20 protein-coding genes are annotated in these 24589 nt (G+C 68.3%); 6 read left to right on the top strand and 14 right to left on the bottom strand.

Features of this window, described 5'->3' with window-relative positions; genetic code table 11:
- The first annotated feature begins 3 nt into the window (after positions 1 to 3).
- Together AC07M9_RS11410 and AC07M9_RS11415 are read left to right on the top strand one after the other, a co-directional pair.
- Positions 4 to 1953 carry a MacB family efflux pump subunit gene (locus AC07M9_RS11410; RefSeq protein WP_494883801.1) on the top strand — a complete coding sequence of 650 codons (1950 nt, stop codon included), beginning with the start codon at positions 4 to 6 and terminating at the stop codon, positions 1951 to 1953.
- Positions 1954 to 1955: 2 nt separating this feature from the next.
- Complete coding sequence (locus tag AC07M9_RS11415) at positions 1956 to 3341, top strand: efflux transporter outer membrane subunit (RefSeq protein ID WP_494883802.1); 1386 nt, start codon at positions 1956 to 1958, stop codon at positions 3339 to 3341.
- A 147-nt stretch (positions 3342 to 3488) separates the two neighbouring features.
- On the opposite strand, the gene AC07M9_RS11420 is transcribed toward AC07M9_RS11415, so the two are convergent.
- A complete protein-coding gene (locus AC07M9_RS11420) occupies positions 3489 to 3989 on the bottom strand; it encodes a GNAT family N-acetyltransferase (protein ID WP_494883803.1) in 501 nt (166 codons plus the stop codon).
- Positions 3986 to 5158 (bottom strand): aminotransferase, encoded by a 1173-nt coding sequence (locus AC07M9_RS11425; RefSeq protein ID WP_494883804.1) that lies wholly within the window; start codon positions 5156 to 5158, stop codon positions 3986 to 3988. The genes AC07M9_RS11420 and AC07M9_RS11425 overlap by 4 nt, the downstream gene beginning before the upstream one ends.
- Before the next feature lie 143 nt (positions 5159 to 5301).
- Here AC07M9_RS11425 and AC07M9_RS11430 point away from each other — a divergent pair, with 143 nt between their 5' ends.
- The 4 genes from AC07M9_RS11430 (at position 5302) to ftsH (ending at position 12795) form a co-directional block, all read left to right on the top strand.
- Positions 5302 to 7122, top strand: coding sequence for a hydantoinase B/oxoprolinase family protein (locus AC07M9_RS11430; RefSeq protein WP_494883805.1), 1821 nt, complete (start codon positions 5302 to 5304; stop codon positions 7120 to 7122).
- A gap of 186 nt (positions 7123 to 7308) precedes the next feature.
- Positions 7309 to 9384: a hydantoinase/oxoprolinase family protein gene (locus AC07M9_RS11435; protein WP_494883806.1), complete on the top strand. Its 2076-nt coding sequence runs from the start codon at positions 7309 to 7311 to the stop codon at positions 9382 to 9384.
- Between the two features lie 295 nt (positions 9385 to 9679).
- Positions 9680 to 10729 (top strand): sensor histidine kinase, encoded by a 1050-nt coding sequence (locus tag AC07M9_RS11440; RefSeq protein ID WP_494883921.1) that lies wholly within the window; start codon positions 9680 to 9682, stop codon positions 10727 to 10729.
- A gap of 134 nt (positions 10730 to 10863) precedes the next feature.
- Positions 10864 to 12795, top strand: a complete 1932-nt coding sequence (gene ftsH / locus AC07M9_RS11445; RefSeq protein WP_494883807.1) for an ATP-dependent zinc metalloprotease FtsH — start codon at positions 10864 to 10866, stop codon at positions 12793 to 12795.
- A gap of 89 nt (positions 12796 to 12884) precedes the next feature.
- Here ftsH and AC07M9_RS11450 read toward each other — a convergent pair whose 3' ends face one another.
- From AC07M9_RS11450 to AC07M9_RS11505, 12 genes are all read right to left on the bottom strand, one after another.
- The gene (locus tag AC07M9_RS11450) at positions 12885 to 13928 is read right to left on the bottom strand and encodes a DUF3667 domain-containing protein (RefSeq protein WP_494883808.1); all 1044 of its coding nucleotides are present in this window, start codon (positions 13926 to 13928) and stop codon (positions 12885 to 12887) included.
- 70 nt (positions 13929 to 13998) lie between these two features.
- Positions 13999 to 14766: a ParA family protein gene (locus AC07M9_RS11455; RefSeq protein ID WP_494883809.1), complete on the bottom strand. Its 768-nt coding sequence runs from the start codon at positions 14764 to 14766 to the stop codon at positions 13999 to 14001.
- Between the two features lie 125 nt (positions 14767 to 14891).
- Entirely contained in the window at positions 14892 to 15236 is a 345-nt protein-coding gene (gene rpoZ, locus AC07M9_RS11460; RefSeq protein WP_007687077.1) for a DNA-directed RNA polymerase subunit omega, read from the bottom strand.
- A 93-nt stretch (positions 15237 to 15329) separates the two neighbouring features.
- Entirely contained in the window at positions 15330 to 16391 is a 1062-nt protein-coding gene (locus AC07M9_RS11465) for a phosphotransferase (RefSeq protein WP_494883810.1), read from the bottom strand.
- Positions 16388 to 17605, bottom strand: coding sequence for an acyl-CoA dehydrogenase family protein (locus AC07M9_RS11470; protein WP_494883811.1), 1218 nt, complete (start codon positions 17603 to 17605; stop codon positions 16388 to 16390). Before AC07M9_RS11470 ends, AC07M9_RS11465 begins: the two co-directional genes overlap by 4 nt.
- Positions 17605 to 18168, bottom strand: coding sequence for a VOC family protein (locus AC07M9_RS11475; RefSeq protein WP_494883812.1), 564 nt, complete (start codon positions 18166 to 18168; stop codon positions 17605 to 17607). The genes AC07M9_RS11470 and AC07M9_RS11475 overlap by 1 nt, the downstream gene beginning before the upstream one ends.
- 14 nt (positions 18169 to 18182) lie before the next feature.
- The gene (locus AC07M9_RS11480; RefSeq protein ID WP_494883813.1) at positions 18183 to 19625 is read right to left on the bottom strand and encodes a dihydrolipoamide acetyltransferase family protein; all 1443 of its coding nucleotides are present in this window, start codon (positions 19623 to 19625) and stop codon (positions 18183 to 18185) included.
- Positions 19626 to 19638: 13 nt separating this feature from the next.
- Positions 19639 to 20652, bottom strand: a complete 1014-nt coding sequence (locus AC07M9_RS11485) for an alpha-ketoacid dehydrogenase subunit beta (RefSeq protein ID WP_494883814.1) — start codon at positions 20650 to 20652, stop codon at positions 19639 to 19641.
- A gap of 17 nt (positions 20653 to 20669) precedes the next feature.
- Complete coding sequence (locus AC07M9_RS11490) at positions 20670 to 21659, bottom strand: thiamine pyrophosphate-dependent dehydrogenase E1 component subunit alpha (protein WP_494883815.1); 990 nt, start codon at positions 21657 to 21659, stop codon at positions 20670 to 20672.
- Positions 21660 to 21693: 34 nt separating this feature from the next.
- Positions 21694 to 22902, bottom strand: a complete 1209-nt coding sequence (locus AC07M9_RS11495) for an acyl-CoA dehydrogenase family protein (RefSeq protein ID WP_494883816.1) — start codon at positions 22900 to 22902, stop codon at positions 21694 to 21696.
- A 5-nt stretch (positions 22903 to 22907) separates the two neighbouring features.
- The gene (locus tag AC07M9_RS11500) at positions 22908 to 24071 is read right to left on the bottom strand and encodes a thiolase family protein (protein WP_494883817.1); all 1164 of its coding nucleotides are present in this window, start codon (positions 24069 to 24071) and stop codon (positions 22908 to 22910) included.
- A complete protein-coding gene (locus AC07M9_RS11505) occupies positions 24068 to 24463 on the bottom strand; it encodes a Zn-ribbon domain-containing OB-fold protein (protein ID WP_494883818.1) in 396 nt (131 codons plus the stop codon). The genes AC07M9_RS11500 and AC07M9_RS11505 overlap by 4 nt, the downstream gene beginning before the upstream one ends.
- Positions 24464 to 24589: the final 126 nt, after the last annotated feature.

Here is a 24589-nt window from a genome sequence, read left to right on the forward strand (position 1 = left end):
GCGATGACCGACACCCCCCTGCTCTCGCTTTCGAAGGTCCGGCGCGAGTATCCCTCGGGCGACGGCGTCTTCGCGGCGCTCAAGGACATCGACCTGACGATCCACGCCGGCGAGATGGTGGCGATCGTCGGCCAGTCCGGCTCGGGCAAGTCGACGCTGATGAACATCCTGGGCTGCCTCGACCGGCCGACCAGCGGCGCGTACCGCGTCGACGGCCGCGACACCGCCAAGCTGGAGCCCGACGAACTGGCCGCGCTGCGCCGCGAGCATTTCGGCTTCATATTCCAGCGCTATCACCTCCTTACCGACCTCTCCGCGCTCGGCAACGTCGAGGTTCCCGCGGTCTATGCCGGCAAGGCCCGCAGCGAACGGGCCGAGCGCGCCTCGCAATTGCTCGCCCGCCTCGGCCTCGGCGAGCGCACCAGGCACCGGCCCGGCCAGCTTTCGGGCGGCCAGCAGCAGCGCGTCTCGATCGCGCGCGCGCTGATGAACGGGGGCGAGGTGATCTTCGCCGACGAGCCCACCGGCGCGCTCGATTCGGCCAGCGGCACCGAAGTCATGGCGATCCTGGGCGAACTCCACGCCGAGGGCCACACGGTCATCATCGTCACCCACGACATGCACGTCGCCGAGCATGCCGACCGGATCATCGAGATCCGCGACGGCGAGATCATCGACGACCGCTCCACCCGCGACGCGAAGCCCGCGCCCAAGCTGCCAGCGCCGCCGCCCGGCAACAGCGGCTTCCAGCAGCTCGCCGACCGCTTCCGCGAGGCGTTCCGCATGGCGGTACTGGCGATGCGGGCGCACAAGCTGCGCACGTTCCTGACGATGCTGGGCATCATCATCGGCATCGCCTCGGTCGTGTCGGTGGTGGCGCTGGGCAAGGGGTCGCAGGAGCAGATCCTCTCCGACATCTCCAGCCTCGGCACCAACACCCTGACGGTCTACCCCGGCAAGAGCTTCGGCGACATGCGCTCGGGCAAGATCCAGACTCTCAAGGATTCCGACGCCGAGGCGCTGTCCCAGCTGTCGTATGTCGACAGCGTCACGCCGAGCGTCTCCACCAGCGTCACCGCGCGCTACCGCAACGTCGCCGCCACCGCCAACATCAGCGGCGTGGGCGCCGAATACTTCCGGGTGCGCGGGCTCGAACTGGTCGCGGGCAGCCTGTTCGACGCGCAGAGCGTCAGGCAGCTGGCGCAGGACGTCGTCATCGACGCGAACACGAGCAAGACCCTGTTCCCCGACGGCGAGGACCCTCTGGGGAAGGTCGTGCTGCTCGGCAAGGTGCCCGCGCGCATCGTCGGCGTCGTCGGCACGCAGCAGCAGGGCTTCGGCGGCAGCGACAGCCTGACCGCCTACGTGCCCTATACCACGGCGATGAGCCGGATGCTCGGCCAGTCCTACGTCTCGAGCATCACCGTGCGCATCAGCGACGACACCTCCACCGCCGCCGCCGAGGCCGCCGTGACCCAGCTGCTCACCCAGCGCCACGGCGTGGTCGACTTCTTCATCAGCAACTCCGACGACATCCGCGCCACGATCACCAGCGCCACCCAGACGATGACGCTGCTGGTGGCGGCGATCGCGGTGATTTCGCTGATCGTGGGCGGCATCGGGGTGATGAACATCATGCTCGTCTCCGTCACCGAGCGCACCGCCGAGATCGGCGTGCGCATGGCGGTGGGCGCGCGCCAGTCCGACATCCTCCAGCAGTTCCTGATCGAGGCGGTCCTGGTCTGCCTGATCGGGGGCGTCATCGGCGTGCTGCTGTCGCTGGGCGTGGGACTGGTCTTCGTGCTCGCCAAGGCGCCCATAACCCTGTCCTATTCGACCACCTCGATCGTCGCCGCCTTCGTGTGCTCGACGATGATCGGGATCGTGTTCGGCTTCCTGCCGGCGCGCCGCGCGGCGCGGCTCGACCCGGTCGACGCCCTTTCGAGAGACTGACCGTGCCCTTCAAGCCCATCCGCCTTCTCCCCCTCCTCGCGCTGGTTCCGCTGACCGCAGGCTGCGGCGGCCTCGTGCGCACGACCTACGCCGCGCCGCCGGTTCCCGTCGCGGCGACATGGGATGCGTCTCCGCTCGGTGATCCGCAGCAGGCGGGCGGGCCGTGGTGGAACGCGTTCGAGGACACCGCGTTGACCGCCCTCGTCGAGCAGGTGCTGGCGGACAACGCGAACCTCGCCGCCGCCGGCCTGCGCCTCAAGCGCGCGCGCCTTTCCGCCGACCTCGCGCGGCAGGCGCTGCTGCCCAGCTTCAGCGCGGGTTTGTCGTCGGACGCCTCGAAGGCGCTCGAAGGCGGCGCCTCGTGGAACAGGAGCAGTTCCGCCTCACTCGGCACCACCTGGGAAATCGACCTGTTCGGGCGGCTCGACGCGCAGGCCGACGCGGCGCGCTGGGAAGCGCAGGCCACCGCGCAGGACCTCGCCGAAACGCGCCTCGCGCTGGTCAGCACGACCGTGCAGGCTTGGTGGCAGCTGGGATATGCGAACGAGCAGATCGCGCTTGGCGAACAGAGCCTCGCCTATGTGAAGCGGGCGCTGGAGCTGGTGCAGCGCCAGTACGACGCCGGCGCCGTCTCGCGCCTGGAACTGCGCGATGCCGAGCAGACCGTGGCCGCGCAGGAAGCCTCGCAGACGCAGCTGGTACAGGCGCGGGTGGAGGCCAGCAAGGCCATCGCCGCGCTGCTCGACCGGCAGGGTTACGACGGTCCTGAACTGACTGCCCTGCCCACCCGCGCCCTGCCCGCGATCGACGCCGGTGTGCCTGCTTCGCTGCTGGCGCGCCGTCCCGACCTCGCCGCCGCAGAGCTGCGCCTGCGCTCGACACTGGCGACCAGCGACGCGACGGTGGCGAGCTATTATCCGAATTTCAGCCTGACAGGCGCGCTGGGCACGGCCAGTTCCTCGCTGCTGAAGTTCTTCAGCAACCCGGCCGCCAGCATCGGCGCGGCGCTGTCGCTGCCCGAGCTGAACCCGGCGAAGGTCCGTCTCGCCACCGGCATTGCGCGGGCGGACTACGACATCGCCGCGCAGGACTTTCGCCAGACCTTCTACGACGCCCTGCGCGACACGCAGGTCACGCTTTCGGCGCGCGACCAGTATATCCGGCAGGCCGAGTTCACGGACGCCAACTACGCCGCCGCGCGCGATGCGGAAGCGCTCTACGAACGCCAGTACCGCGCCGGGCTCATCCCCCTGCGGTCCTGGCTCGACGCGCAGGAACGCCTGCGCTCCGCCCGCAGCAGCCAGATCCAGAACCGCTACAACCAGCTGACCGCGCAGGTGCAGGTCTATCAGGCGCTGGGCGGAGACGTGGCGGCGGCGGGGTCCTGACCGCTGCCTGAATCCCTGTACTCGTCGCGCCCCGACGGCGGAGGCCCCGCTTGCTTGCGCGCCCGAAGGGATAAGCGGGATCCCCGCCTGCGCGGGGATGACGGACGGAGGGGTGGCAATTGACCGCGAACGGCTGCCGGGCGACCGTCAGATGGCCCGCACCATGTACGTGGAATCGCCGCCGTAGCTTTCGAGCTTGCGGCGCATCGCCTCGTCGCCGGTGACGGGCTCGAAGCCCATGCCGCGCCAGAACGCGAGCGTATCGTTCACCGAAACCAGCGCGACTTGGCGCCCGCCGAAGCCGCGTAAGTCCGCGACCAGCCGCTCGACCATCGGCCGCGCCAACCCCTGCCCGCGTACGTCGGGGTGGAAGGCGAGGTCGTGCAGGTAGAACGTCTCGCGCGTGTCCGGCAGCGCGGCGAGCAGGCTGTTGAGCGGCGGAACCGATCCCAGCGGCCAGGGATAGGCGATCAGGTAGCCCTTCACCGCCTCGGCCGAAGCGAGCACGAAGCACCCGTCAGGAAACAGCGCGAGGCGCTGCGCGAAGCATTCCCGAGCCTCGAAGTGATCGGGAAAGGCCTCCCGCGCGACCGCGACGACGCCGTCGATGTCCTGCGGCTCCATGGGGCGCCATGCGAACACGCTCACAGCCGTGCGCGCCACGCTGCCAGCCGCGCCGCCGCCTCGTCCAGCACGGCATCGGGCTTGGTGAAGCACAGCCGCACGATGTGGGCGGGCGCCCCCTCGCCTTCGTAGAGCGCGCCGACCGGCACCGTCGCCACGCCCGCCTCGGCCACCGCCCGCTCGGAGAACACCCGGTCGGTGAGCGCCGCGCCCGAGGCGGCGAGATCGATGCACAGGAACCACGTCGCGGCATTGGGCAGGACGACGAAGCCCGCGTCCTCCAACCCCGCCCTGAGCCTTGCGCGCGATGCCGCCCAGCCTTCACGCTGGCTTGCCAGCACTTCATCCGGCAGCGCCAGCCCCTCGGCCACCGCCCATTGCAGCGGCACGGCGGTGGCATAGGTCAGGAACTGGTGTGCGCGCGCGATCGCCGTGCCCAGGTCCCCGGCGGCGATCATCCAGCCGATCTTCCAGCCGGTCAGCCCGAAGATCTTGCCCGCCGAACCGATCTTCACCGCGCGTTCCGCCATGCCCGGAAAGCGCATCAGCGAGCGGTGGGGGATACCGTCGAAGCGCACGTCCTCCCACACCTCGTCGCAGATGGCGATGAGGTCGTGCGCGACGCAGGCGCGGGCGATCATCTCCAGCTCGCCGTGGGTGGCGACGGTCCCTGCCGGATTGAGCGGGTCGTTGAGCATCAGCACCCTGGTGCGCGGTGTGATCGCAGCGGCCACCGCCTCGGCTTCATAGCGGAAGTACGGCGGCGACAACGGGATCGAGACCGGCACGCCGCCCGCCCGCCGCACCATCGGCGCATAGGCGTCGTAGGCGGGCTGGAACAGGATCACCTCGTCGCCCGGCTGGACGAAGGCAAACACGGCGGCCGCGATCGCCTCGGTCGCGCCGGAGGTCACCGTCACCTGCTCCACCGACAGCGCCAAGCCCTGCCGCCGCGCATAGTAGCCGCAGATCGCCTCGCGCAGCTCCATCAGCCCGGCGCCGGGCGGGTACTGGTTCGATTTTTCGCGCAGGGCCCGCGCCGCCGCCTCGATCAGCGGCTCCGGCACCGGACCATCGGGGAAGCCCTGCCCGAGGTTGATCGCTCCATGTTCACGCGCCAGCGCCGACATGCGGTCGAACACGGTGCGCTCCATCTGGGCATAGACCGGGTGGATACGGCCGTCTGTCTTCATCGCGGTGCTGCTCCGATGGCTCGCGTAGGCATGGCGGGATAGCGCGGACTTTCGCAATTTGCACGCCGACCCGCACGGCCTGTCGAGAACAGGCATGCGCATCGATCTATCCCGAAAACAACGGGCAAGAGGAAGTGCGAAAGATGTCCTACGAGTTGAACCGCAAGCTGGCCGCCCCGCGCGGTCCCTTGCCGACCACGGCGAGCATCGACCCGGTCACCGCCGACATCATACGCGGCGCGTTCGAGACGGTCTGCTTCGAAAGCGCGACGTACCTCGGCCGCGCGGCAAGCTCGCCGATCATCAACCAGTCGAACGAGCGCAATGCGGCGATCGTCGATGCGCAGGGCCGCCTCGCGATGGGCGCGGTGGGCACCCCGCACCTGACCTTCGTCAACCCGATGGCGACGCGCTGGGGTCTGATGAACCAGGATCGCTACGACTGGGGCCCGGGCGACGTCTTCCTCGCCAACGACCCCGACCACGGCGGCGGCCACCTGCCCGACTACTGCGTCTACGGCCCGGTCTACGACGAGACGGGCGAGCTGATCTGCATCCAGACGCTGCAGGCGCACCAGGGCGACACCGGCGGCAAGGACCCCGGCGGCTTCTCGCTCGACGCGACCGACGTGTTCACCGAAGGCGTGATCTACCCCTGCCTCAAGCTCGTGCACCGGGGGGAACTGCGCCGCGATGTGTTCGACACGGTGGTGCGCAACAACCGCTTCGCGACCTTCGCGGGCGACATCGCGGCGATGATCGGCGGTGTGCAATATGCCGTCAGGATGCTCGACGAACTGATCGCCAAGTGGGCTTCGGGCGTCATCAAGGCGGCGATCAACCAGTCGATCGAGCACACCGAGAAGCGGGTGCGCGAGGAAGTGGCGCGCTGGCCCGACGGCGCCTACGAGGCCACCGTCTTCATCGACCACGACACCGCCGGCACCAGGGACGTCAAGGTCCACGTCACCTGCACCATCGCCGGGGACCAGCTTACCGTCGACCTCACCGGCACCGACGACCGGCCCGAACTCGTCGGCGTGTGGAACACCTTCGCCAACACCCGCAGCTACGTGATGTGCCAGGTGGTTGCGGCGATGGACCCGACGATCGTCAAGAACGAGGGCTATTTCAACGCGATCGAGATCGTCGTGCCCGAGGGCTGCATCGCCCAGCCGCCGCCGAACAAGCCCGCCGCGCTGGGCTCGTTCCATCCGGCCTGCGAGATCACCGAGGCGGTCTGCATCGCCCTTTCCAACGTCGCGCCCGAACGCTCGCAGCCGCAGCTCTACAAGATCGGCATGCCCAACATGGTGGTCGGCTTCGACGACAACGGCATGATGTGGATGGACCAGGGGGTCGACTGCCGCTCGATGGACGTCTCGGCGGTCCAGGGGCTGGATGGCTGGGGATCGTGCCCCTCCGCGCTCGGCAGCCTGATCCTGTCAGAGGCGGAGGATGCGGAGAGCCGGTTCCCGATCCTCAACATCAGCCGCGAAATGACCACCGACGGCGGCGGCGCCGGCCAGTGGCGCGGCGCGCCGGGCTCGCTCAACGTCAAGCAGGTGCTGAAACCCACCTCGGCGATGGCGTGGATGGTCTCGGCCGAACACCCCTTGCGCGGCATGTGCGGCGGCGACGACGCCATCCCCTACAGCAACCACTTCGAGGTCGGCTCCGAAAACGAGCGCAAGATCGCCCACACCGCGCAGGATCTGCTGCCGCAGGGCGCGGTGATCGCCTACCAGCACGGCGGCGGCGGCGGCTTCGGCCTGCCGCTCCTGCGCGATCCCGAGGCGGTGAAGGAGGACGTGCTCGACGAGTACGTCAGCGTCGCGGCCGCCCGCGCCAAGTACGGCGTGGTGCTGACCGGCCGCCTCGACGACTACACGCTGGGAGTCGATCACGCGGCGACCGAGGCGCTGCGGGCGGAGATGACAGGCTTGGCGGAAGCGGCGGAATAGCGGCCGCCGGGTAGCACTCTGAACCAGCATAAAATTCGTCGTCGCCCCCGCGAAGGCGGGGGCCCCGCTTTCTCACACCGCCCGAAAGACAAGCGGGATCCCCGCCTTCGCGGGGATGACGATGTGAAGGGGACGGGCGAAATCGGAGGTCCGGGCTTGGCGCCGGATCGGGAGAGATAATCAAAAATGACCTATCGTGTTGGCATCGACATCGGCGGCACCTTCACCGACTTCGCCCTCCTGAAGGGCGACGAAGTGATCCTGCACAAGAACCTTTCCACGCCCGAGGACCGCTCGCTCGGGGTGATGGAGGGGCTGGGCAAGCTCGCCGAGAAGGAAGGCCTAGCGCTCTCCGTCTTCCTCAGCCAATGCGACGCCATCGTCCACGGCACCACCGTCGCCGACAACACGCTGATCGAGATGAACGGCGCACTCACCGGGCTTATCACCACCGAGGGGTTCCGCGACGAGATCGAGTACCGGCGCGGGTTCAAGGAGGACATCTGGGACGTCCGCCTCTCCCCGCCCCGGCAGATCACCCCGCGCCGCCGCCGCCTGACGGTTCCCGAGCGCGTGCTCCACGACGGCACCGTCCACGTCGAACTCGACGAGGACGCCCTGCGCGAGGCCTGCCGCAAGCTGCGCCTCCAGAACGTCGAGGCAGTGGCGATCAGCTTCCTGTTCTCGTTCGTGAACCCCGAGCACGAACGCCGCGCCAAGGAGATCGTCCGGCAGGAGATCCAGAACGCCTACGTCTGCGCCAGCCACGAAGTCCTCCCCCGCGCGCCGGAGTACGACCGCACCTCCACCACCATCGTCAACGCCTACGTCGGCCCGCGCGTCACCGGATACCTGGAAAAGCTGGTGCAGCGGCTGGTCGAGGGCGGCTACGCGAACCAGCTGATGGTCATGCAGGCCTCGGGCGGGGTGATGACCAAGGAGTACATCGACGGCGCGCCGATCCGCGTGCTCGCCTCGGGCCCGGCGGGCGGGGTGATCGGCTCGGCGCATTGCGGCAAGGCCAAGGGATGCCCCAACCTGCTCTGCGTCGACATGGGCGGCACCAGCTACGACATGTCGCTGGTGGTGGACGGGCAGGCCCCGGCCGAGGCGGGTTGGAACATGCACCACCGCTACCTCGTCGGCGTGCCGATGGTGAAGGTGGAGACGCTGGGCGCGGGCGGCGGCTCGATCGTCCACGTCAATGCCGGCGCGCTGGAAGTCGGCCCGCGCTCGGCCGGCTCCGAGCCCGGCCCGATCTGCTACGGCCGCGGCGGCACCGAACCCACCGTCACCGACGCGCTGGTGATGCTGGGCATCCTCTCCACCGACGAGGGCTTCGCGGGCGGCAGCTTCACGCTCTCGCGGCAAGGGGTGGCCGAAGCCTTCCAGCGCCTCGCCGACGAGATGGGGCACGGCGATGCCGAGCAGGCCGCCTTCGATACATGGCGCGTGGTCAATGCCAACATGAGCCAGGGCGTGAGGCGCACCACGGCGGGCAAGGGCATCGACCCCAAGGACCTCGTCATGCTGGCCTACGGCGGCAACGGCCCCGCCTTCGCCGCGATCCAGGCCGAGGACCTCGGCATCACGCGCGTGCTGGTGCCAAAGGCCTCGCCGACGTTCTCGGCGCTGGGCACGCTGGTGGCCGACCCGACCATCGACGAGGAACGCTCCTACATCGCCTCCGCCGGGGCGCTCGACGCGGGCCGCATCCGTGACCTCTGGACCCAGCTTTCCGACCGCGCGCGGCGCTACTTCACCGACGCCGGTTTCGACGCGCAGGCCATCCGGGTGAACTACCAGCTCAACATGCGTTATCCGGGGCAGAACTTCTCGCTCTCGTTCCCGTTCGAGGCCGGCGCGCCGCTCGGCGATCTGTCGTTCATCGGCGAGGACTTCGGCCCGCGCGCCATCGCCCTCTTCAACGCGCGCCACATGGCCGAATACGCCCATATCCGCGAGCACGAGGTGCCCGAAATTTCGGGCGTGCGCCTCGTCGCCCATGTCGAGACGCCCGGCCCGCGCGCCGCCGGCGGCTTCACACCCTCGGGCGCGCCGCCCCAGGCCGACCGCCAGCGCCGCGCCAATCTCGGGCAGGGTTTCGGCGAGGTGCCCGTCTACCTCGGCGCCGACCTCGCGCCCGGCATGGAAGTGCCCGGCCCGGCGATCATCGAGGAGACCTTCACCACCATCATCATCTATCCCGGGTGGAAGGCGCAGGTCGACGACGCGGGGGATTACCAGTTGCTCAAGGTCTGAAAACCGAAGACCCGGCCGCCGTCCCGGCGCCGGCTGGGACCGCTGGGTACCCTTGAGGCGATAGCTCGCCGGGGGCCACTCTGCGGGGCGCTTGTCCTTCAGGTCGCGCCGCGCGGCCAGCGATCCCAGCTTCCGCTGGGATGACGCACTTTGCCGATATCACCCACACCCCCGGCGCCCCTTTTCCCCGCGAAGGAACCTTGGGCCACTTTCGCACGTCTATTCCATGCAGTACGACGGGATCGGCTGCATCCCGGACCGGGGCCAGCCGCGATTGGGGTCTGCATTGAACACCTTGAGCCGGTTTACCGAACGCCTTCCGCTCCTGCCCGGCAAACCGCTCGTGCAATACGGATCCACGGTGGCGCTGTGCCTCTTCGCGCTGTGGCTGCGCTGGGCCCTCGATGGCGCGTTTCCGCCCGGCTACCCGTTCGTCTCGTTCTTCCCCGCCGTCATCCTGAGCTCGTTCCTGTTCGGCCCGCGCCCCGGCGTGGTCGCCGCCCTGATCTGCGGCCTGTTCGCGTGGTACGTGTTCATCCCGCCGCGCATGACCTTCGAGATCGACGGCGGCACCATCACCGCAATGCTGTTCTACACCGGCGTCGTCACGGTCGACATCTGGCTCGTCCACCTCATGCAGGCCGCCAACCACCGCCTGGCCGCCGCGCGCGAGGAGGTGCGCCTGCTCGCCGAAGAGCGCGGCCAGCTGGTCGAGCGGTCCGAACTGCTGTTCCAGGAGATGCAGCACCGCGTGGGCAACAACCTGCAGATGGTGGGCGCGGTGCTCTCGCTCCAGATGCGCGGCCTGACCGAACCCACCGCCAGGCGCGCCCTCTCCGACGCCGCGGCGCGGCTGCAGGTGATCGGCAACATCCAGCGCCAGCTCTACCGGCAGGACGGCCAGCTGGTCCCCCTGGACGGCTTTCTGCGCGAAGTGGCGAGCAAGATGATGGCCTCCAGCGCGCGGCCCGGCATAACCTGCGCGGTCGAGGCCGAGCAGGACATCATCCTGCGCCCCGACAGCGCCGTGCCCGTGGCCCTCATCGTCAGCGAGGCGATCGCCAATGCGCTCGAGCATGGCTTCGCCGATCGCCCCGCCGGCGCGATCGTGCTGCGCGTCGCCCGCCGCGACCACACCATCACGCTCACGGTCGAAGATGACGGATGTGGCCTGCCCCCCGGTTTCGACCCTGCCACCACCGACTCGATCGGCCTGCGTATCTCGCGCGTGCTGAGCCAGCAGCTCGGCGCCGAGATGGCGCTGGAAAACCGCGAATCCGGGGCCCGCATGACCCTCCACCTGCCCCTGTCACGGCTCGCGGAAATCGCTCCCGAGGACGCCTGACCGGCGCTTTTGGCGGGGCATTCCGCCAGTCCGGAGCAATCAAGCGCCGAAACGATTGCGCCGGACATGCGACGTAACTTGAGATTCACCAGCGGACGCCTACATTGGCGGTCTGAAAGGACGGTTTCCTCCACATGAACGACGACCAGCCTAACGGCAATCCCTGGGTGAAGAGCCTGCTCGTATGGGGCGGCATCTTCCTCGCGCTCCTGATGGTGGTGTCGATGTTCAGCACCCGCGCCACGACAGGCCCCGCGATTCCCTACTCCGAATTCCGCGGCAAGGTGGCCGAAGGCAGCGTCGCGTCGGTGGAGATCGCCGATGACCGCATCGACGGCAAGCTCAAGAACGGCGATGCCTTCAGCACCGTTCCGGTGCCGAACGACATCACGCTGACCCAGCTGCTGTCGCAGAACGACGTCAAGTATTCGGGCAAGGAAGCCGAGCAGGGCAGTCTGCTGTTCTACATCCTCGCGCAGACCCTGCCCTTCCTGCTGATCGTCGGCATCGCGTTCTTCGCGCTGCGCCAGGTCCAGAAGGGCGGCGGCTCGGGGGCGATGGGCTTCGGCAAGTCCAAGGCCAAGCTGCTGACCGAACGCTCGGGCCGCGTCACCTTCGACGACGTCGCCGGCATCGACGAAGCGCGCGAGGAGCTGGAGGAGATCGTCGAGTTCCTGCGTGATCCCACCCGCTTCTCCAAGCTCGGCGGCCAGATTCCCAAGGGCGCGCTGCTGGTCGGCTCGCCAGGCACCGGCAAGACCCTGCTCGCCCGCGCCATCGCGGGTGAGGCTGGGGTTCCGTTCTTCACCATCTCGGGCTCCGACTTCGTCGAGATGTTCGTGGGCGTCGGCGCCAGCCGCGTGCGCGACATGTTCGAGCAGGCCAAGAAGAACGCGCCCTGCATCGTCTTCATCGACGAAATCGACGCCGTCGGCCGTCACCGCGGCCACGGCCTCGGCAACTCGAACGACGAGCGCGAGCAGACGCTGAACCAGCTGCTGGTCGAAATGGACGGCTTCGAGGCCAACGAGGGCATCATCATCATCGCGGCGACCAATCGCCCCGACGTGCTCGACCCCGCGCTGCTGCGTCCCGGCCGCTTCGACCGCCAGGTCGTGGTGCCGGTGCCCGACATCGACGGCCGCGAGAAGATCCTCGCCGTCCACATGAAGAAGGTGCCGCTCGCCCCCGACGTGAACCCGCGCGTCATCGCTCGCGGTACTCCGGGCTTCTCGGGCGCAGACCTCGCCAACCTCGTGAACGAGGCCGCCCTGCTCGCGGCGCGCCGCAACAAGCGCCTCGTCGCCATGCAGGAATTCGAGGACGCCAAGGACAAGGTCATGATGGGCGCGGAACGCCGCTCCATGGTCATGACCGAGGACGAGAAGAAGATGACCGCCTACCACGAGGCCGGCCACGCGATCGTCTCGGTGAACGAGGCCGCGTCGGACCCGATCCACAAGGCGACCATCATCCCGCGCGGCCGCGCGCTGGGCATGGTCATGCGCCTGCCCGAGCGTGACAGCTACTCGTACCACCGCGACAAGATGCTCGCGAACCTCTCGGTCGCGATGGGTGGCCGCGTGGCGGAAGAGATCATCTTCGGCCACGACAAGGTCTCCTCGGGCGCCTCCTCGGACATCCAGTACGCGACCAGCCTCGCGCGCTCGATGGTCACCAAGTGGGGCATGTCGGACAAGCTGGGCCCGCTCCAGTACGAGGAAGCCCAGGAAGGCTACCTCGGCATGGGCGGCTCGCAGCGCACCATGGGCTCGGACGAGACCAACCGCCTGATCGACAGCGAGATCCGTCTCCTCGTCGACACCGCCCACGCCCGCGCCACGCAGATCCTCAAGGATCAGGCGGACGCGCTGGAAACGCTGGCGCAGGCGATGCTGGAACACGAGACGCTCTCGGGCGAGGACATCAAGGTGCTGCTCGCCGGCGGCACGCTCGACCGTCCCAACACCCCGCGCGGCCCCTCGACCCCGCGCGCGCTGACCGGATCGGCGATCCCCAAGTCGGGCAAGCGCTATTCGGGTGGCACGGCGCCTCAGGGCGCCTGAACGAACACGAGTTCTCCCCCGGGAGAATGCAGGAGGGGCGCCGGGGAAACCTGGCGCCCCTTTTTATTCCTCCCCGCGCCGGGGAGGAATCAGAAACTCGTCTGCGCCATGATCATGAGGAAGAACATGAGCAGCGCCGTCCCTGCAAACATCAGGAGCAACGCCGTGCGCACCAGCGCCGACCTGCGCCGCAGCCCGTAGGCGCCGCGCAGCTGGCGATACATGTGGACCGGCGGCACCAGGAACAGCAACGCCAGCAGCCCCCCCGCGCCGAGCGCTCCCCCGATCATGGCGACGATCAGCAGCAGCGTCATGAAGCACAGCGAGTACGTCACGAACACGGTGTGATCGTACAGGTGAAAGCGCCGGCTGAACGGAAAGAGCAGCCACAGGAACGGCACCGAGATCGGGATCAGCGCCCAGCTGTACTTATAGGCGTAGGTCTGGAGCTTGTAGGTCGCGAGGTCGGGGTTGGCGTTGAACTTGCGGATCGCATGGTCGATCTGCGGGATGTCGCTGACCGCCTTGTCCGCCTTGGTGTGAACCATGCCGCCGCCCAGCCCGGACTGGACGTCGCGCAGGGTGTCGAGCGCCTCCTGGCGGTCCTGGATCTGGGCGTCGAACGGCGCGGTGTCCTGTCCCTTGGCGAGCGCCGCCTTGCGCTTCCCCTGAAGCCCGGCGATCTCGCCCTGTAGCCGGGTCTGGTTCTCTTCCAGCCCCTGCACGTTCATGGCATGCTCGCTATCCTTGCCCTCGGTCGCGTGGAACACGGCGAACATCAGGAAGACGCAGAACAGGAACAGCGCGATCGGCGAAACGTAGCTGGCGCGCCGCCCGTCGATGTATTCGCGCGTCAGCCGGCCCGGATGCCAGGCGAGCATCGGCAGCGTGCGCCAGACCTTGCCCTCGAAGTGGAAGACGCCGTGCAGCAGGTCGTGGAAGAACGCGCCGAGCGTGCGGTGGACGTGCGCCGCCTGCCCGCACGCATGGCAGTGCGAGCCGATCAGGCCGGTGCGGCAGTTGAGGCAGGCGGTTTCGTGGGTATGGCCGTGTTCGCCGGTCGGCGGTTCGACCGCCACCGCCGCGGCGGCGCCCTGTCCCAGTTCCGCCAGTCCTTCACCGATCCCGCTCATGCTCGCCCCCGATTGCCGCCGGCGCGGGTTCTAACCTGTGGGACGCGCTCTGGATAGGTGGCGCGGCGGATCAGCCCGCGCGCTGGTCCAGCTTCTTCTCGATCGCGGCCCAGAGGCGGCCGAACGCCTGCGCCGCCGGGCTCTGCGGGGCGAGCGCGCCGACCGGCTGGCGGTGGACCGCGCTCTGTTCGACGACACTGGCGTAGGGGATGGAGGGCCAGTTGGGGTTCGCCTCCTGCGCCTGTTTATGCAGCGCGCGGCGCAGGTCGAGCATCGAGAGCACCGGCAGGATCGGCGGATGGCGCTTGGTGTTGCCGGCAATCTCGCGCACCACGAGGTCGAAGGCGCGCGCCGAGAGGGGGGACGGCGGCAGCGGCACGATCACCAGGTCGGCGGCGCGCACGATCTGGGCGGACAGCTCGTTCATCACCGGCGGGCAGTCGAGGATGATGCGCGGATAGTCGGCCGAGAGTTCCTCGGTCAGTTTCGCCAGCCGCTTGCGCTTGCCGATCCGCGCCAGCTGCGCGTCGAGCGCGCGGATCGATTCGTCCGCCGGCAGCACATCGAGCCCGGGATAGGCCGTCTGCTGGATCAACCGCGTCGCGGGTCGTTCACGCGCGAAGACTTCCTCGGCCAGCTGAGCTTCCTGGGGCTCGAGACCGTAGAGGAAGGCCGAGCCACCGGCAGCGTCGAGGTCCCACAGGAGAGTGCGTCGCGCGCCGGCGACGGCGGAACACCAGGCGAGATTGGCCGCGAAAGTCGTCTTCCCGACCCCGCCCTTGACGCTGTAGACCGCAATCGTCGCGGAGTGGGAAGCACCGGCGGATGCATGCGACACAGACGTGCCAAGGGGACCGGCCCTTTTGGGCGGTCCCCCGGAAAATCCGATAATACGAGGCAGTTTCGATTTGGCGGCCACGCCCGATCGTTGACCGCCGCACGGCGGCAGTCAACGAAAACCCGTCAGCCGTCGTAATCGCCACCGATCGAGGTGTTGCGGGTCGGGGCCGACGCGGTGATGCGCAGGGCCTCAGCCGACTGGCTGAGCGAGCCGACATCGTCCATCTCGTCGTCGTCGTCGGGCAGGACGCGCTGCATCGAGGTGATCAGCGTTTCCTTGAGGATCGACGGGGTCACGGTCTGGTCGGCGATCTCGCGCAGGGCGACGACCGGGTTCTTGTCGCGGTCGCGATCGACGGTAAGCTCCGCACCGCCCGAAATCTCGCGCGCGCGCTGGGCGGCGAGCAGGACGAGGTCGAAGCGGTTGGGGATCTTGTCGACGCAGTCTTCGACAGTTACGCGCGCCATTGGGCACTCCCGGAAAGAATCTGAAGGTTCGGAAAGGCCGGCAGATAGGCCGCAGGCGTGCGGAAGTCAAGGAAATGGGCGGAGGCCCTATCGCTACCCCTGCGCGAAGCCCCAGGCCAGCCGCGCCAGTTCCGGGAACGCCTCCGCCCGCTCCCTCGCCTGGGCGTTGGCGGCGGTCCCGCGGATGACGCGGCCCTTGATGCCGTGGAAGATCGCGGCGAGGCGGAAGAAGTTGAACGCCATGTAATAGCGGTAGTCGGGCAGCCCCTCGCGCCCCGTGCGGCGGCAGTAGGCGGCGACGTAATCCGCCTCGGTGGGGATGCCGAGCGCGGCGATGTCCGCCCCGCCCAGCCCGGCCACGATGTGCGGGGGCATGTGGTACATCATCGCATGGTAGGCGAAGTCCGCCAGCGGATGCCCCAGCGTCGAGAGTTCCCAGTCGAGCACCGCCAGCACGCGCGGCTCGGTGGGGTGGAAGATCATGTTGTCGATGCGGAAGTCGCCGTGGATCACGCTGGAGGCGCCGTCGTCCTCTGGCATGTTCGCCTCGAGCCAGGCGATCACCGCGTCCATGTCTTCGTTGCGGCCGGCCGCCTCGTCCTCGAAGTACTGCTTCGACCAGCGGCCGACCTGGCGGGCGAAGTAATTGCCGGGCTTGCCGTAGTCGCCAAGTCCGATCGCCTCGGGGTCGAAGCCGTGGAGCTGCGCGATCGTCGCGTTCATGGCGTCGAAGATCTCCGCGCGTTCCTCGTTGGAGACGCCGGGGACGGTGGCGTCCCAGAAGATGCGGCCCTCGACCATCTCCATAACGTAGAACCACGTCCCCAGCACCGCCTCGTCGGTGCACAGGCCATAGACCCGCGCCGCCGGGAAGCCGGCACCATGGAGCGCGGAAAGCACCTTGGCCTCGCGCTCGACGGCGTGGGCGCCCTTGAGCAGTTCGCCCGGCGGCTTGCGGCGCAGGACGTAGCTGCGCGCGGGCGTCACCAGCTTGTAGGTCGGGTTCGACTGGCCGCCCTTGAACTGCTCCACGCTGAGCGGCCCGGCGAAGTCCTCGACGTTCGCCTCCATCCAGGCGACCAGCGCCGCCTCGTCGAAGGCATAGCCCTCGCGAACGGCGGTGGTGCCGGAATTGGCTTCCGCGACGTCGGTCATGCCGGCTCGGCTTCCTTCGCTGCCAGCGCTTCCTGCGCCTTGCGCCAGTCCCGGCGGATCTTCTTGGCGAGGCTCCACTTGTGGACTTCGGTGGGGCCGTCGTAGATGCGGAAGGCGCGGATCTCGCGGAACACCTGCTCGACGATGGTGCGCTCGGTGACGCCGATGCCGCCCAGCACCTGGACGCAGTTGTCGGCGATCTTCATCAGCGCCTCCGAGACGGAAACCTTCGCCATCGAGCTTTCGACGGTGCCGAGCGAGCCCGAATCGAGCACGCCCGCGCACCAGTCGATCATCAGTTCGCACTGCTTGATGAGGATCGCGTTCTCGGCGAGCATGAAGCCGACGCCCTCGTGCTCGATCAGCTGCTTGCCGAAGGCCATGCGGCGGCAGGCGTAGTCGCTGGCGATCTCCTGCGCGCGGATGCACGCCCCCAGCCAGCGCATGCAGTGCGACAGGCGGGCGGGGCTCAGGCGGACCTGCGCATACTTGAACCCCTCGCCCGGCGCGCCGAGCATCTGGTCGGCGGGGACGCGCAGGTTGTCGATCGTCAGCGTGGCGTGGCCGCCGGGCATCGAGGTGTCGATAGTGTTGGGCACTTCGTCGATGCGGATGGCCTCGTCGGGCAGGTCGACGAGGAACATGCAGGCGCCGCCCTTGGTGTCCTCCTCTTCGGAGGCCGCCATGACGATGCCGACCATCGCCCCCTGAGCGCCGGTGATGAAGGTCTTGCGCCCGTTGATGACCCACTGGTTGCCGTCCTTGCGGCAAGTGGTCTTCATCATCGAGGGGTCGGACCCGGCGCCCCCCCAGTCGGCAGGCTCGGTCATGAAGAAGGCGGAGCGGCCCCTGCCCTCGACCAGGGGTTTCAAGAACCGCTCCTTCAGCTCGGGCGAGCCGACGTGGCCGATGAGGTACATGTTGCCCTCGTCGGGCGCCATGGTGTTGCAGGCCAGCGGGCCGAGCGGCGAGAGGCCGGACTTGATGAGCACGGCGCCGGTCTCGCGCTGGGTCAGGTGCGATCCGTCCGCCCTGATGTGCGGGGTGAGCACCCCGGCCTCGCGGGCCAGGGCGCGCATTTCCATCACCAGCTCGTCGGTCGGCGCGCCGTGGTGGTCGCGGCGCGGGTCCTTCTCGTAGGGGACGATCGCCTCGCGCACGAAAGCCTCGACCTTGTCGGCCATGTCGAGGGCGTATTGGGAAATCTCGGTCATTATTGCAGCACCCGGATAGGATCGGCGCCGTCCCAGTCGCGGGCGGCGTCCTTCATCATCTGGAACAGGCCCTCGCTGCCCGAGAGCGGCTGGAGGTATTCGATGACGTGGCCGGGGCCCTGGCCGGGATCGACGTAGATCACCTCGCCATCGGCGCCGACCTTGCCCTCGACGATCACTGTCGCGCCTGCCTCGGCGCAGGCCGCGCGGGCCTCGGCGATCGATTCGACGAAGACGCAGACGTGGTGCAGCCGGTCGCGCACAGCGTATTCGCCGGAATAGAGCGAAGGCGCATCGCTGTCGGTCTTGATGAGTTCGATCTGAATGTCGCCCCAGTACCCGATCGCCATGGTGAAGGTCGCGTCGGTGGGCTCGCCCTTGTACTTCATGTCGTCGAGCCGCACGTCGTTCAGCACGAAGAACGGGCCGACGCCGACGGTTTCGATCCAATACTTCATGGTCGCGTCGAAATCGGTCGGGAAATAGGCGAGCTGGATCACGTCGCCGAGCCGCTTGAGCGGGCCGGGCTTGGCGATGGTTGCAGTCGTAGCCTCTCCGGTCATTTTTTGGTTTCCTTTCAGGCGAAGAGGCCCTGCGGCGCCTCGATCAGGGATTTGAGCGTCTGCAGGAACTGCGCGCCCGCCGCCCCGTCGATGGCGCGGTGGTCGACCGACAGGGTGAAGGAAATGCGCGTCTCGAAGGCAATGTCTCCGGCGGCAGTCTCGACCGGCTGGCGCAGCGCGGCGCCGACGGCAAGGATCGCGCCCTGCGGCGGGTTGATGATCGCATCGAAGTTCTCGATCCCGAACATGCCGAGGTTGGAGACCGAGAAGGTGCCGCCCTCCATGTCCTCCATCGAGAGGCCCTTGCCCTGAACCTTGTCGATCAGGCGGCGGGTTTCGGCCGCGATCTGGTCGATGCGCATGAGATTGGCCTGGCGCACGACCGGGGTGACGAGGCCCTTCGGCCCGGCGACCGCGATCGAGACGTCGGCGTGGGGGAAGCGGTGGATCTCTGTCCCATGAACCTGCACGTTGACGTCGGGATGGCGGACCAGCGCCATCGCGCTCGCCTTGACGATCCAGTCGTTGACCGAGGCCTTGCTGCCCAGCACCACGTTGGCAGTCTTGCGCATCTCCAGCAGCGCATCGGCGCTGGCCGACATGCGCAGGTAGAAGTGCGGAAGCTCCTGCTTGGCCTGGGTCAGCCGCTGGGCGACGACCTTGCGGATACGGTCGAAGGGCACGACCTCGGCGCGGTTTTCGCCGGCGACGAATTCGGGCGTGCCGAAGCCCGCTGCGGCCGCCTTGGGAGCTGGCACCAGCGCCAGGACGTCGGCCTTGGAGATGCGGCCGCGCGGACCGGTTCCGGTGAGGCCCGAAAGCGAAAGCCCGTGCAGCGCGGCGAGGCGGCGCGCGAGCGGCGAGGCGAGGACCTTCATGTCGTCCTCAGGTACGGTCAATGTACCCTTAGGTGCCGCCTGGGAAGGCCCGCGCAGGGCCTTGATGACGTCCTGATGGGTGATGCGCCCGTCCCGGCCCGATCCCTCGATACCGGCGATGTCGACGCCCTCCTCTTCCGCGAGACGCAGGGCCTCGGGGCTGATCGGGCGATTGGTGTCGATCTTGACGCGGGGCTTTTCAGGCGCCGCAGCAGGCACGCTTTCGGCGTCGGCCTGAGCGGCGACCTTGGCCTTTTCCGCGCCTTTGGCGATGCCGCCCTCGGCCGGCTTGAAGCTGGCGACGAAAGCCTCGATCTCCTCGTCGGAATGCGAGCCTTCGTCGAACACCGCCAGCAGCGCGCCGACGGGCTCGGACTCGCTGCCGCCGTCGACCAGGATGCGGCGCACGGTGGCGTCGTATTCGGCCTCGACCTCGTTGGTGATCTTGGCGGTTTCGATCAGGCACAGCGTCTGGCCGCGTTTGAAGGTATCACCCTCCTTCACCGTCCAGTCGGCTATGGTGCCCTCGGTCATTTCGATGCCCCACTTGGGCATCGTGAATGCGCGGATGCGGCTCATGTCAGCAGCCCCTTCAACGGTATTCGAGCGTCTTGCGCACGGCGGCCGCGATCTTCGCGGGGCTGGGCAGGTAGGCGCTCTCGAGTTCGCGGGCGAACGGCACCGGCGTGTGCGGCGGCGTCACCATCTCGATCGGCGCCTTCAGGCTGGCGAAGGCCTTCTGCGCGATCAGCGAGGAGATGTCCGTCGCCAGCGAGCAACGCGGCGGCGCCTCGTCGACGATCACGGCGCGGCCGGTCACTTCGACCGAATCGAGAATCGCTTCCTCGTCGAGCGGCGAAGTGGTGCGAAGGTCGATCACGTCGCAGCCGATGCCGTCCTGCGCGAGGTCGTCGGCGGCGGTCTCGGCGTAGCTGACCATCATGCCGCTGGCGATGATGGTGGCGTCCTGCCCGGCACGGGCAAGGCGGGCGTGGCCGAAGGGGATGCAGAAGTCCGGGTCGTCGTTCACCTCGCCGCTCATCGCGTAGAGGAACTTGTGCTCGAGGAAGACCACCGGATCGTCGTCGCGGATCGCCTGGCGCAGGAGGCCGCAGGCGTCCTCCGGCGTGGCGGGCATGACCACCTTGAGCCCGGGCATGCCCGTGACGAACTGCGAGATCATCTGGCTGTGCTGCGCGGCGGCGTTGTAGCCGGCGCCGCAGGGCATGCGGATCACTGCCGGGCAGACCGACTTGCCGCCGAACATGTAGCGGAACTTGGCGATCTGGTTCCAGAGCTGGTCCATGCAGACGCCGATGAAGTCGGCGAACATGATCTCCGCCACCGGCCGCTTACCAGCGAGGGCAAGGCCGCCCGCCGCGCCCATGATGGCGCTTTCGCTGATCGGGGTGTCGATCACGCGGTCCGGCCCGAAGGCGTCGTAGAGGCCGGTCGAGGTCGACCAGATACCGCCGATGGCCTCTGGCCCGCCGGCGGTGCCCATGCCGCCCACCACGTCCTCGCCCAGGACGACGACGCGGCTGTCGCGCTGCATCTCCTGGAAGATCGTGTTGCGGATGGCGTCGCGATACATCATTTTTGCCATGGTTCTCGCTCCTGCCGTCAGTAGCTGATGTAGACGTTGTCGAGGACGTTCTCGGGCTGCGGCCGGGCCGCGGCGCGGGAAGCCTGGACCGCGTCCTCGATGGCCTGGAGCGCGTCGGTGTCGACCTTGTCGAGGTCGGCATGGTCCATCAGCGCCGCGCCCGTCACGCTCTTGCGGAAGATCTTGAGGCAGTCCCGCTCGGCGCGCAGGCGGTCGAGTTCGCCGTCGCCGCGGTAGCGCTGGGGGTCGCCCTCGAAGTGGCCGAAGAAGCGCTCGGTATCGAACTCCACCGCGGCCGGGCCGTTGCCGGGGACGCGCACGTATTCGAGCACTTCCCGGAAGGTGTCGTAGACCGAGAAGAAGTCGGTCCCGTCGCCGCGCCACACCTTCATGCCGAACGCCTCGGCGCGGCTGGCGATGTCCCTCACCGTGCCGACCGCATAGTCGACGCCGGTGTGCTCGGAATAGTGGTTGTTCTCGAACACGAAGATGCACGGCGCCTTGGTGACCACCGCGAGGTTCATCGCCTCGAACGTGGTGCCCTGATTGCAGGCGCCGTCGCCCGAGAAGGCGATCGCGACGGCCAGGTCGCCGTTCTCGTCCGGGCCGTCGATCTTGTTGGAGATGGCCGCTCCCACCGCGATCGGGGCGCCCGCGCCGACGATGCCGTTGGCGCCGAGCATGCCCTTGTCGATGTCGGCGATGTGCATCGAGCCGCCCTTGCCGTTGCAGAGGCCCTCCTGGCTGCCCCAGATCTCCTTCATCATGCCATCCACGTCGCAGCCCTTGGCGAGACAGTGGCCGTGGCCGCGGTGGGTGGAGACGATCTTGTCGCGCTCGGTCAGGTGCTCGCACACGCCGACAGCGACGGCTTCCTGACCGCAGTAGAGGTGGGTGAAGCCCGCGATCTCGCCGGTCTGGATCTCCTCGTGGAGCCGTTCCTCGAATTCGCGGATCAGCTTCATCTGCCGGTAGGCACGGGTCAGCGCCTCGCGGTTCAGCTGCATGCAGGATTCCTCTCGTTTTTCAGGCGCCGGGCCATCACAGGCCCAGCACGGATTTGGCGATGATCGTGCTCTGGACTTCGTTGGTGCCCCCGAAGATCGTCCAGGCGCGGCTGTTGAGATAGCGCGCGGAGGCGACCTGCGCGCCCTTGGAATGGAGCCCTTCCGGAGCATTGTCGCCGTAAAGCGGGCGCATGGTCTCCAGTTGGAGCCCGGCGGGGCCGTAGAGGTCCACCGCGAGCAGGTCGATCTCCTGCCGCAGGTTGGAGGCGAGCAGCTTGGTCAGCGAGGTCTGCGGGCCGGGCTTGCGGCCCTTGGCGATCTCGGAAATGATCCGCAGCTCGATCATCTCGAGCGCGTTGACCGACAGCCGGGCCTTGGCCACGCGGCGGCGCCAGTCGACCTGGTCGGACAGCTGCCCGCCCTTCCCGTCGCTCTGGTCCCTGGCGGCAGCCTCCACCTGGTCGAGATCGTAGGCGAGCTTGGGTGCGTGGCACGATCCGCCGCGCTCGTTCTCGAGCAGGAACTTGGCGATGGTCCAGCCCTGCCCCTCCTCGCCGACGAGGTTTTCGGCTGGCACGATCACGTTGTCGAGGAAGACCTGGTTGACCTCGTGGTCGCCGGCATTGGTGAGGATCGGACGCACCGAGACGCCGGGGGTGTTCAGGTCGATCAGCAGGAACGAGATGCCCGCCTGCTTCTTCACCTCGGTGTTGGTGCGCACCAGCGTGAACATGCGGTTGGCGTGGTGCGCGTGGGTGGTCCAGATCTTGGTGCCGGTCACGACATAGTGGTCGCCCTCAAGGACCGCGCGCGTCTTGAGGCTGGCAAGGTCGGACCCCGCGCCCGGCTCGGAAAAGCCCTGGCACCAGTAGTCCTCGCCGGTCAGGATACGCGGCAGAACCTCGGCCTTCTGCGCCTCGGTCCCGAAGGTCCAGATCACGGGGGCGAGCAGCTTGAGGCCGAGCACCGTGAGATTGGGCGCGCCGGCGGCGGCGCATTCCTTCTCGAACAGGTAGCGCTGGAGCGGGGTCCATCCGGTGCCGCCATGCTCGGCGGGCCACTGGTAGCCCAGCCAGCCCTTCTCGTTGAGCACGGCGTTCCAGACCTGCCCGATCTCGGGCTCGACGAAGACCGACGGCGTCGCCGCCGCCCCCGCCTTCACATCGGCGGGCAGGTGCTCACGCAGGAAGGTCCGGACCTCTTCGCGGAACGCAGCGTCGTGGGGAGAAAGTTCGATGTCCATTCGCTTCAGCGTTCCAGAATGGTGACGGCGGAGACGCCCGGGGCGCCGTAGACGTGGCTGTAGGCGGTCTTGGGATCGCCCGGGACCTGACGGCCACCGCCGTCTCCGCGCAGTTGCACGACGTTTTCGTAGACCTGGCGCAGGCCCGATGCGCCGATCGGCTCGCCGCAGGCAAGGCAGCCGCCATCGGTGTTGACCGGCAGCGCGCCATTGATCTCGGTATGCCCGTCGGCGAGCCACTTCTCCTGCTCGCCATCCGCGCAGAAGCCGTTCTCGGCCATGTGCATGATTTCGGCGCCGGCCTCGGTGTCCTGGAGCTGGGCGAGGTCGATATCGCCCGGCCCGATGCCGGAGAGGCGGAAGGCGTCGGCGGACGCGATGCGCGAGGCGGTGCCGCGCGGCCGCGTGTCATCCTCGACCACGTCGACCGAGGGCGCGAAGACCTCGAAGCTGTGCGGCGGGCGGGTGCGCATGGTCGCGGCCTTGAGCCGGATCAGGGGCTTCCCCAGCTCGCGCGCCTTCTTCTCGCTGGCGAGGACGAGCGCGACGCCGCCCTCGGCGGGCGAGCAGAACATGTACTTGGTATAGGGATCACTCACCAGCGGCGCGGCGAGGATGTCCTCGAGCGCCACCGGCTGACGGCGCCAGGCGTGGGGGGCGTGAACGGCATTGCGGAACGCCTTCTCCGCCACCCGGCCCAGCGTCTCCTGCGAGATGCCGAACATCTGCATGTAGCGCATGATCTTGGCCGCGAAGAACTGCGTGGTGACCATCTGGCCGACCTCGCCATACCAGTCGGGCAGGTTGTATTCGGCCGGCAGCGCATTGAAGGCGCCGCGCGGGTGCTTGTCGAAGCCGACCGCGATGCCGAGCTCGAACTCGCCCGACTTGATCGCCATCTGGCCCGAGAACAGCGCCGAGCCGCCCGCCGCGCAGCCGTTGCGCACGTTGATGAACTGGACGCCTGTGAGGCCGAGCCGGTCGACCATGGTGTCCGGGTTCCCCGCCGCGTCCGAGGCGCCGTAGGCGAACTGGACCTGCGGCCACTCGACGCCCGCGTCGGCCAGCGCCTGCCGCACCGCGAAGACTCCCTGGTCGAGACCGGAAAGGCCATCGGTGCGCCCGAACGGGTGGATGCCGATGCCGACGATGCAGACGTCACCGCTCATTCGGTATCTCCCATGGCGACGAAGGCGGGAATGAAGACGCTATCCGAGTCCTGCGGGTTGAGCGGCGCGGGCGAAAAGCGCACCGGCATGCCGATCGTCACCTTCTCGAACGCGACGCCGTAGAGCGGCGCCTCGACGATGACCTGGCCCGGCAGCTCGACATAGGCGACGACCCAGGGGGAGAACGCATCCGGCCCGGCGTAGGGCGGGGTCTTGGGGCGGTATCGCTGCACGGTGTAGGACCACAGGGTTCCCTCGCTCGCCAGCGGCACGGGTTCGTGCGTCTTGGCGGACGGGCACGGGAACACGATCCGGCCGGTTTCCCGGTCCTTGCCGCCGATCAGACGCGGGGGCGTCTCGTCGGTGAACAGGCCTTCTGCGATCGCTCTCATCTCTCTCCGATCCCGGTATTGGAGTCCGGTCATGAAGAGGGTTTTGGCCCGCCTGCCTTCGCATTGTGACTCACCAAAACGCTAGGGTAGTCATTGCGCTAGTTCGTGCGACCTCTGGGGAGGGAG

Source organism: Novosphingobium sp. GW821-FHT09E05 (assembly GCF_059416165.1).

Coding starts and splice junctions, on each gene's coding strand:
- AC07M9_RS11465 (WP_494883810.1), bottom strand. CDS start 16,391: ATGACCGACGTCGCGGAAGCCAATTCCGGCACCACCGCCGTTCGCGAG.
- AC07M9_RS11435 (WP_494883806.1), top strand. CDS start 7,309: ATGACCTATCGTGTTGGCATCGACATCGGCGGCACCTTCACCGACTTC.
- rpoZ (WP_007687077.1), bottom strand. CDS start 15,236: ATGGCGCGCGTAACTGTCGAAGACTGCGTCGACAAGATCCCCAACCGC.
- AC07M9_RS11430 (WP_494883805.1), top strand. CDS start 5,302: ATGTCCTACGAGTTGAACCGCAAGCTGGCCGCCCCGCGCGGTCCCTTG.
- AC07M9_RS11475 (WP_494883812.1), bottom strand. CDS start 18,168: ATGACCGGAGAGGCTACGACTGCAACCATCGCCAAGCCCGGCCCGCTC.
- AC07M9_RS11470 (WP_494883811.1), bottom strand. CDS start 17,605: ATGACCGAGATTTCCCAATACGCCCTCGACATGGCCGACAAGGTCGAG.
- AC07M9_RS11425 (WP_494883804.1), bottom strand. CDS start 5,158: ATGAAGACAGACGGCCGTATCCACCCGGTCTATGCCCAGATGGAGCGC.
- AC07M9_RS11500 (WP_494883817.1), bottom strand. CDS start 24,071: ATGAGCGGTGACGTCTGCATCGTCGGCATCGGCATCCACCCGTTCGGG.
- AC07M9_RS11485 (WP_494883814.1), bottom strand. CDS start 20,652: ATGGCAAAAATGATGTATCGCGACGCCATCCGCAACACGATCTTCCAG.
- AC07M9_RS11410 (WP_494883801.1), top strand. CDS start 4: ATGACCGACACCCCCCTGCTCTCGCTTTCGAAGGTCCGGCGCGAGTAT.
- AC07M9_RS11495 (WP_494883816.1), bottom strand. CDS start 22,902: ATGGACATCGAACTTTCTCCCCACGACGCTGCGTTCCGCGAAGAGGTC.
- AC07M9_RS11450 (WP_494883808.1), bottom strand. CDS start 13,928: ATGAGCGGGATCGGTGAAGGACTGGCGGAACTGGGACAGGGCGCCGCC.
- AC07M9_RS11490 (WP_494883815.1), bottom strand. CDS start 21,659: ATGCAGCTGAACCGCGAGGCGCTGACCCGTGCCTACCGGCAGATGAAG.
- ftsH (WP_494883807.1), top strand. CDS start 10,864: ATGAACGACGACCAGCCTAACGGCAATCCCTGGGTGAAGAGCCTGCTC.
- AC07M9_RS11505 (WP_494883818.1), bottom strand. CDS start 24,463: ATGAGAGCGATCGCAGAAGGCCTGTTCACCGACGAGACGCCCCCGCGT.
- AC07M9_RS11480 (WP_494883813.1), bottom strand. CDS start 19,625: ATGAGCCGCATCCGCGCATTCACGATGCCCAAGTGGGGCATCGAAATG.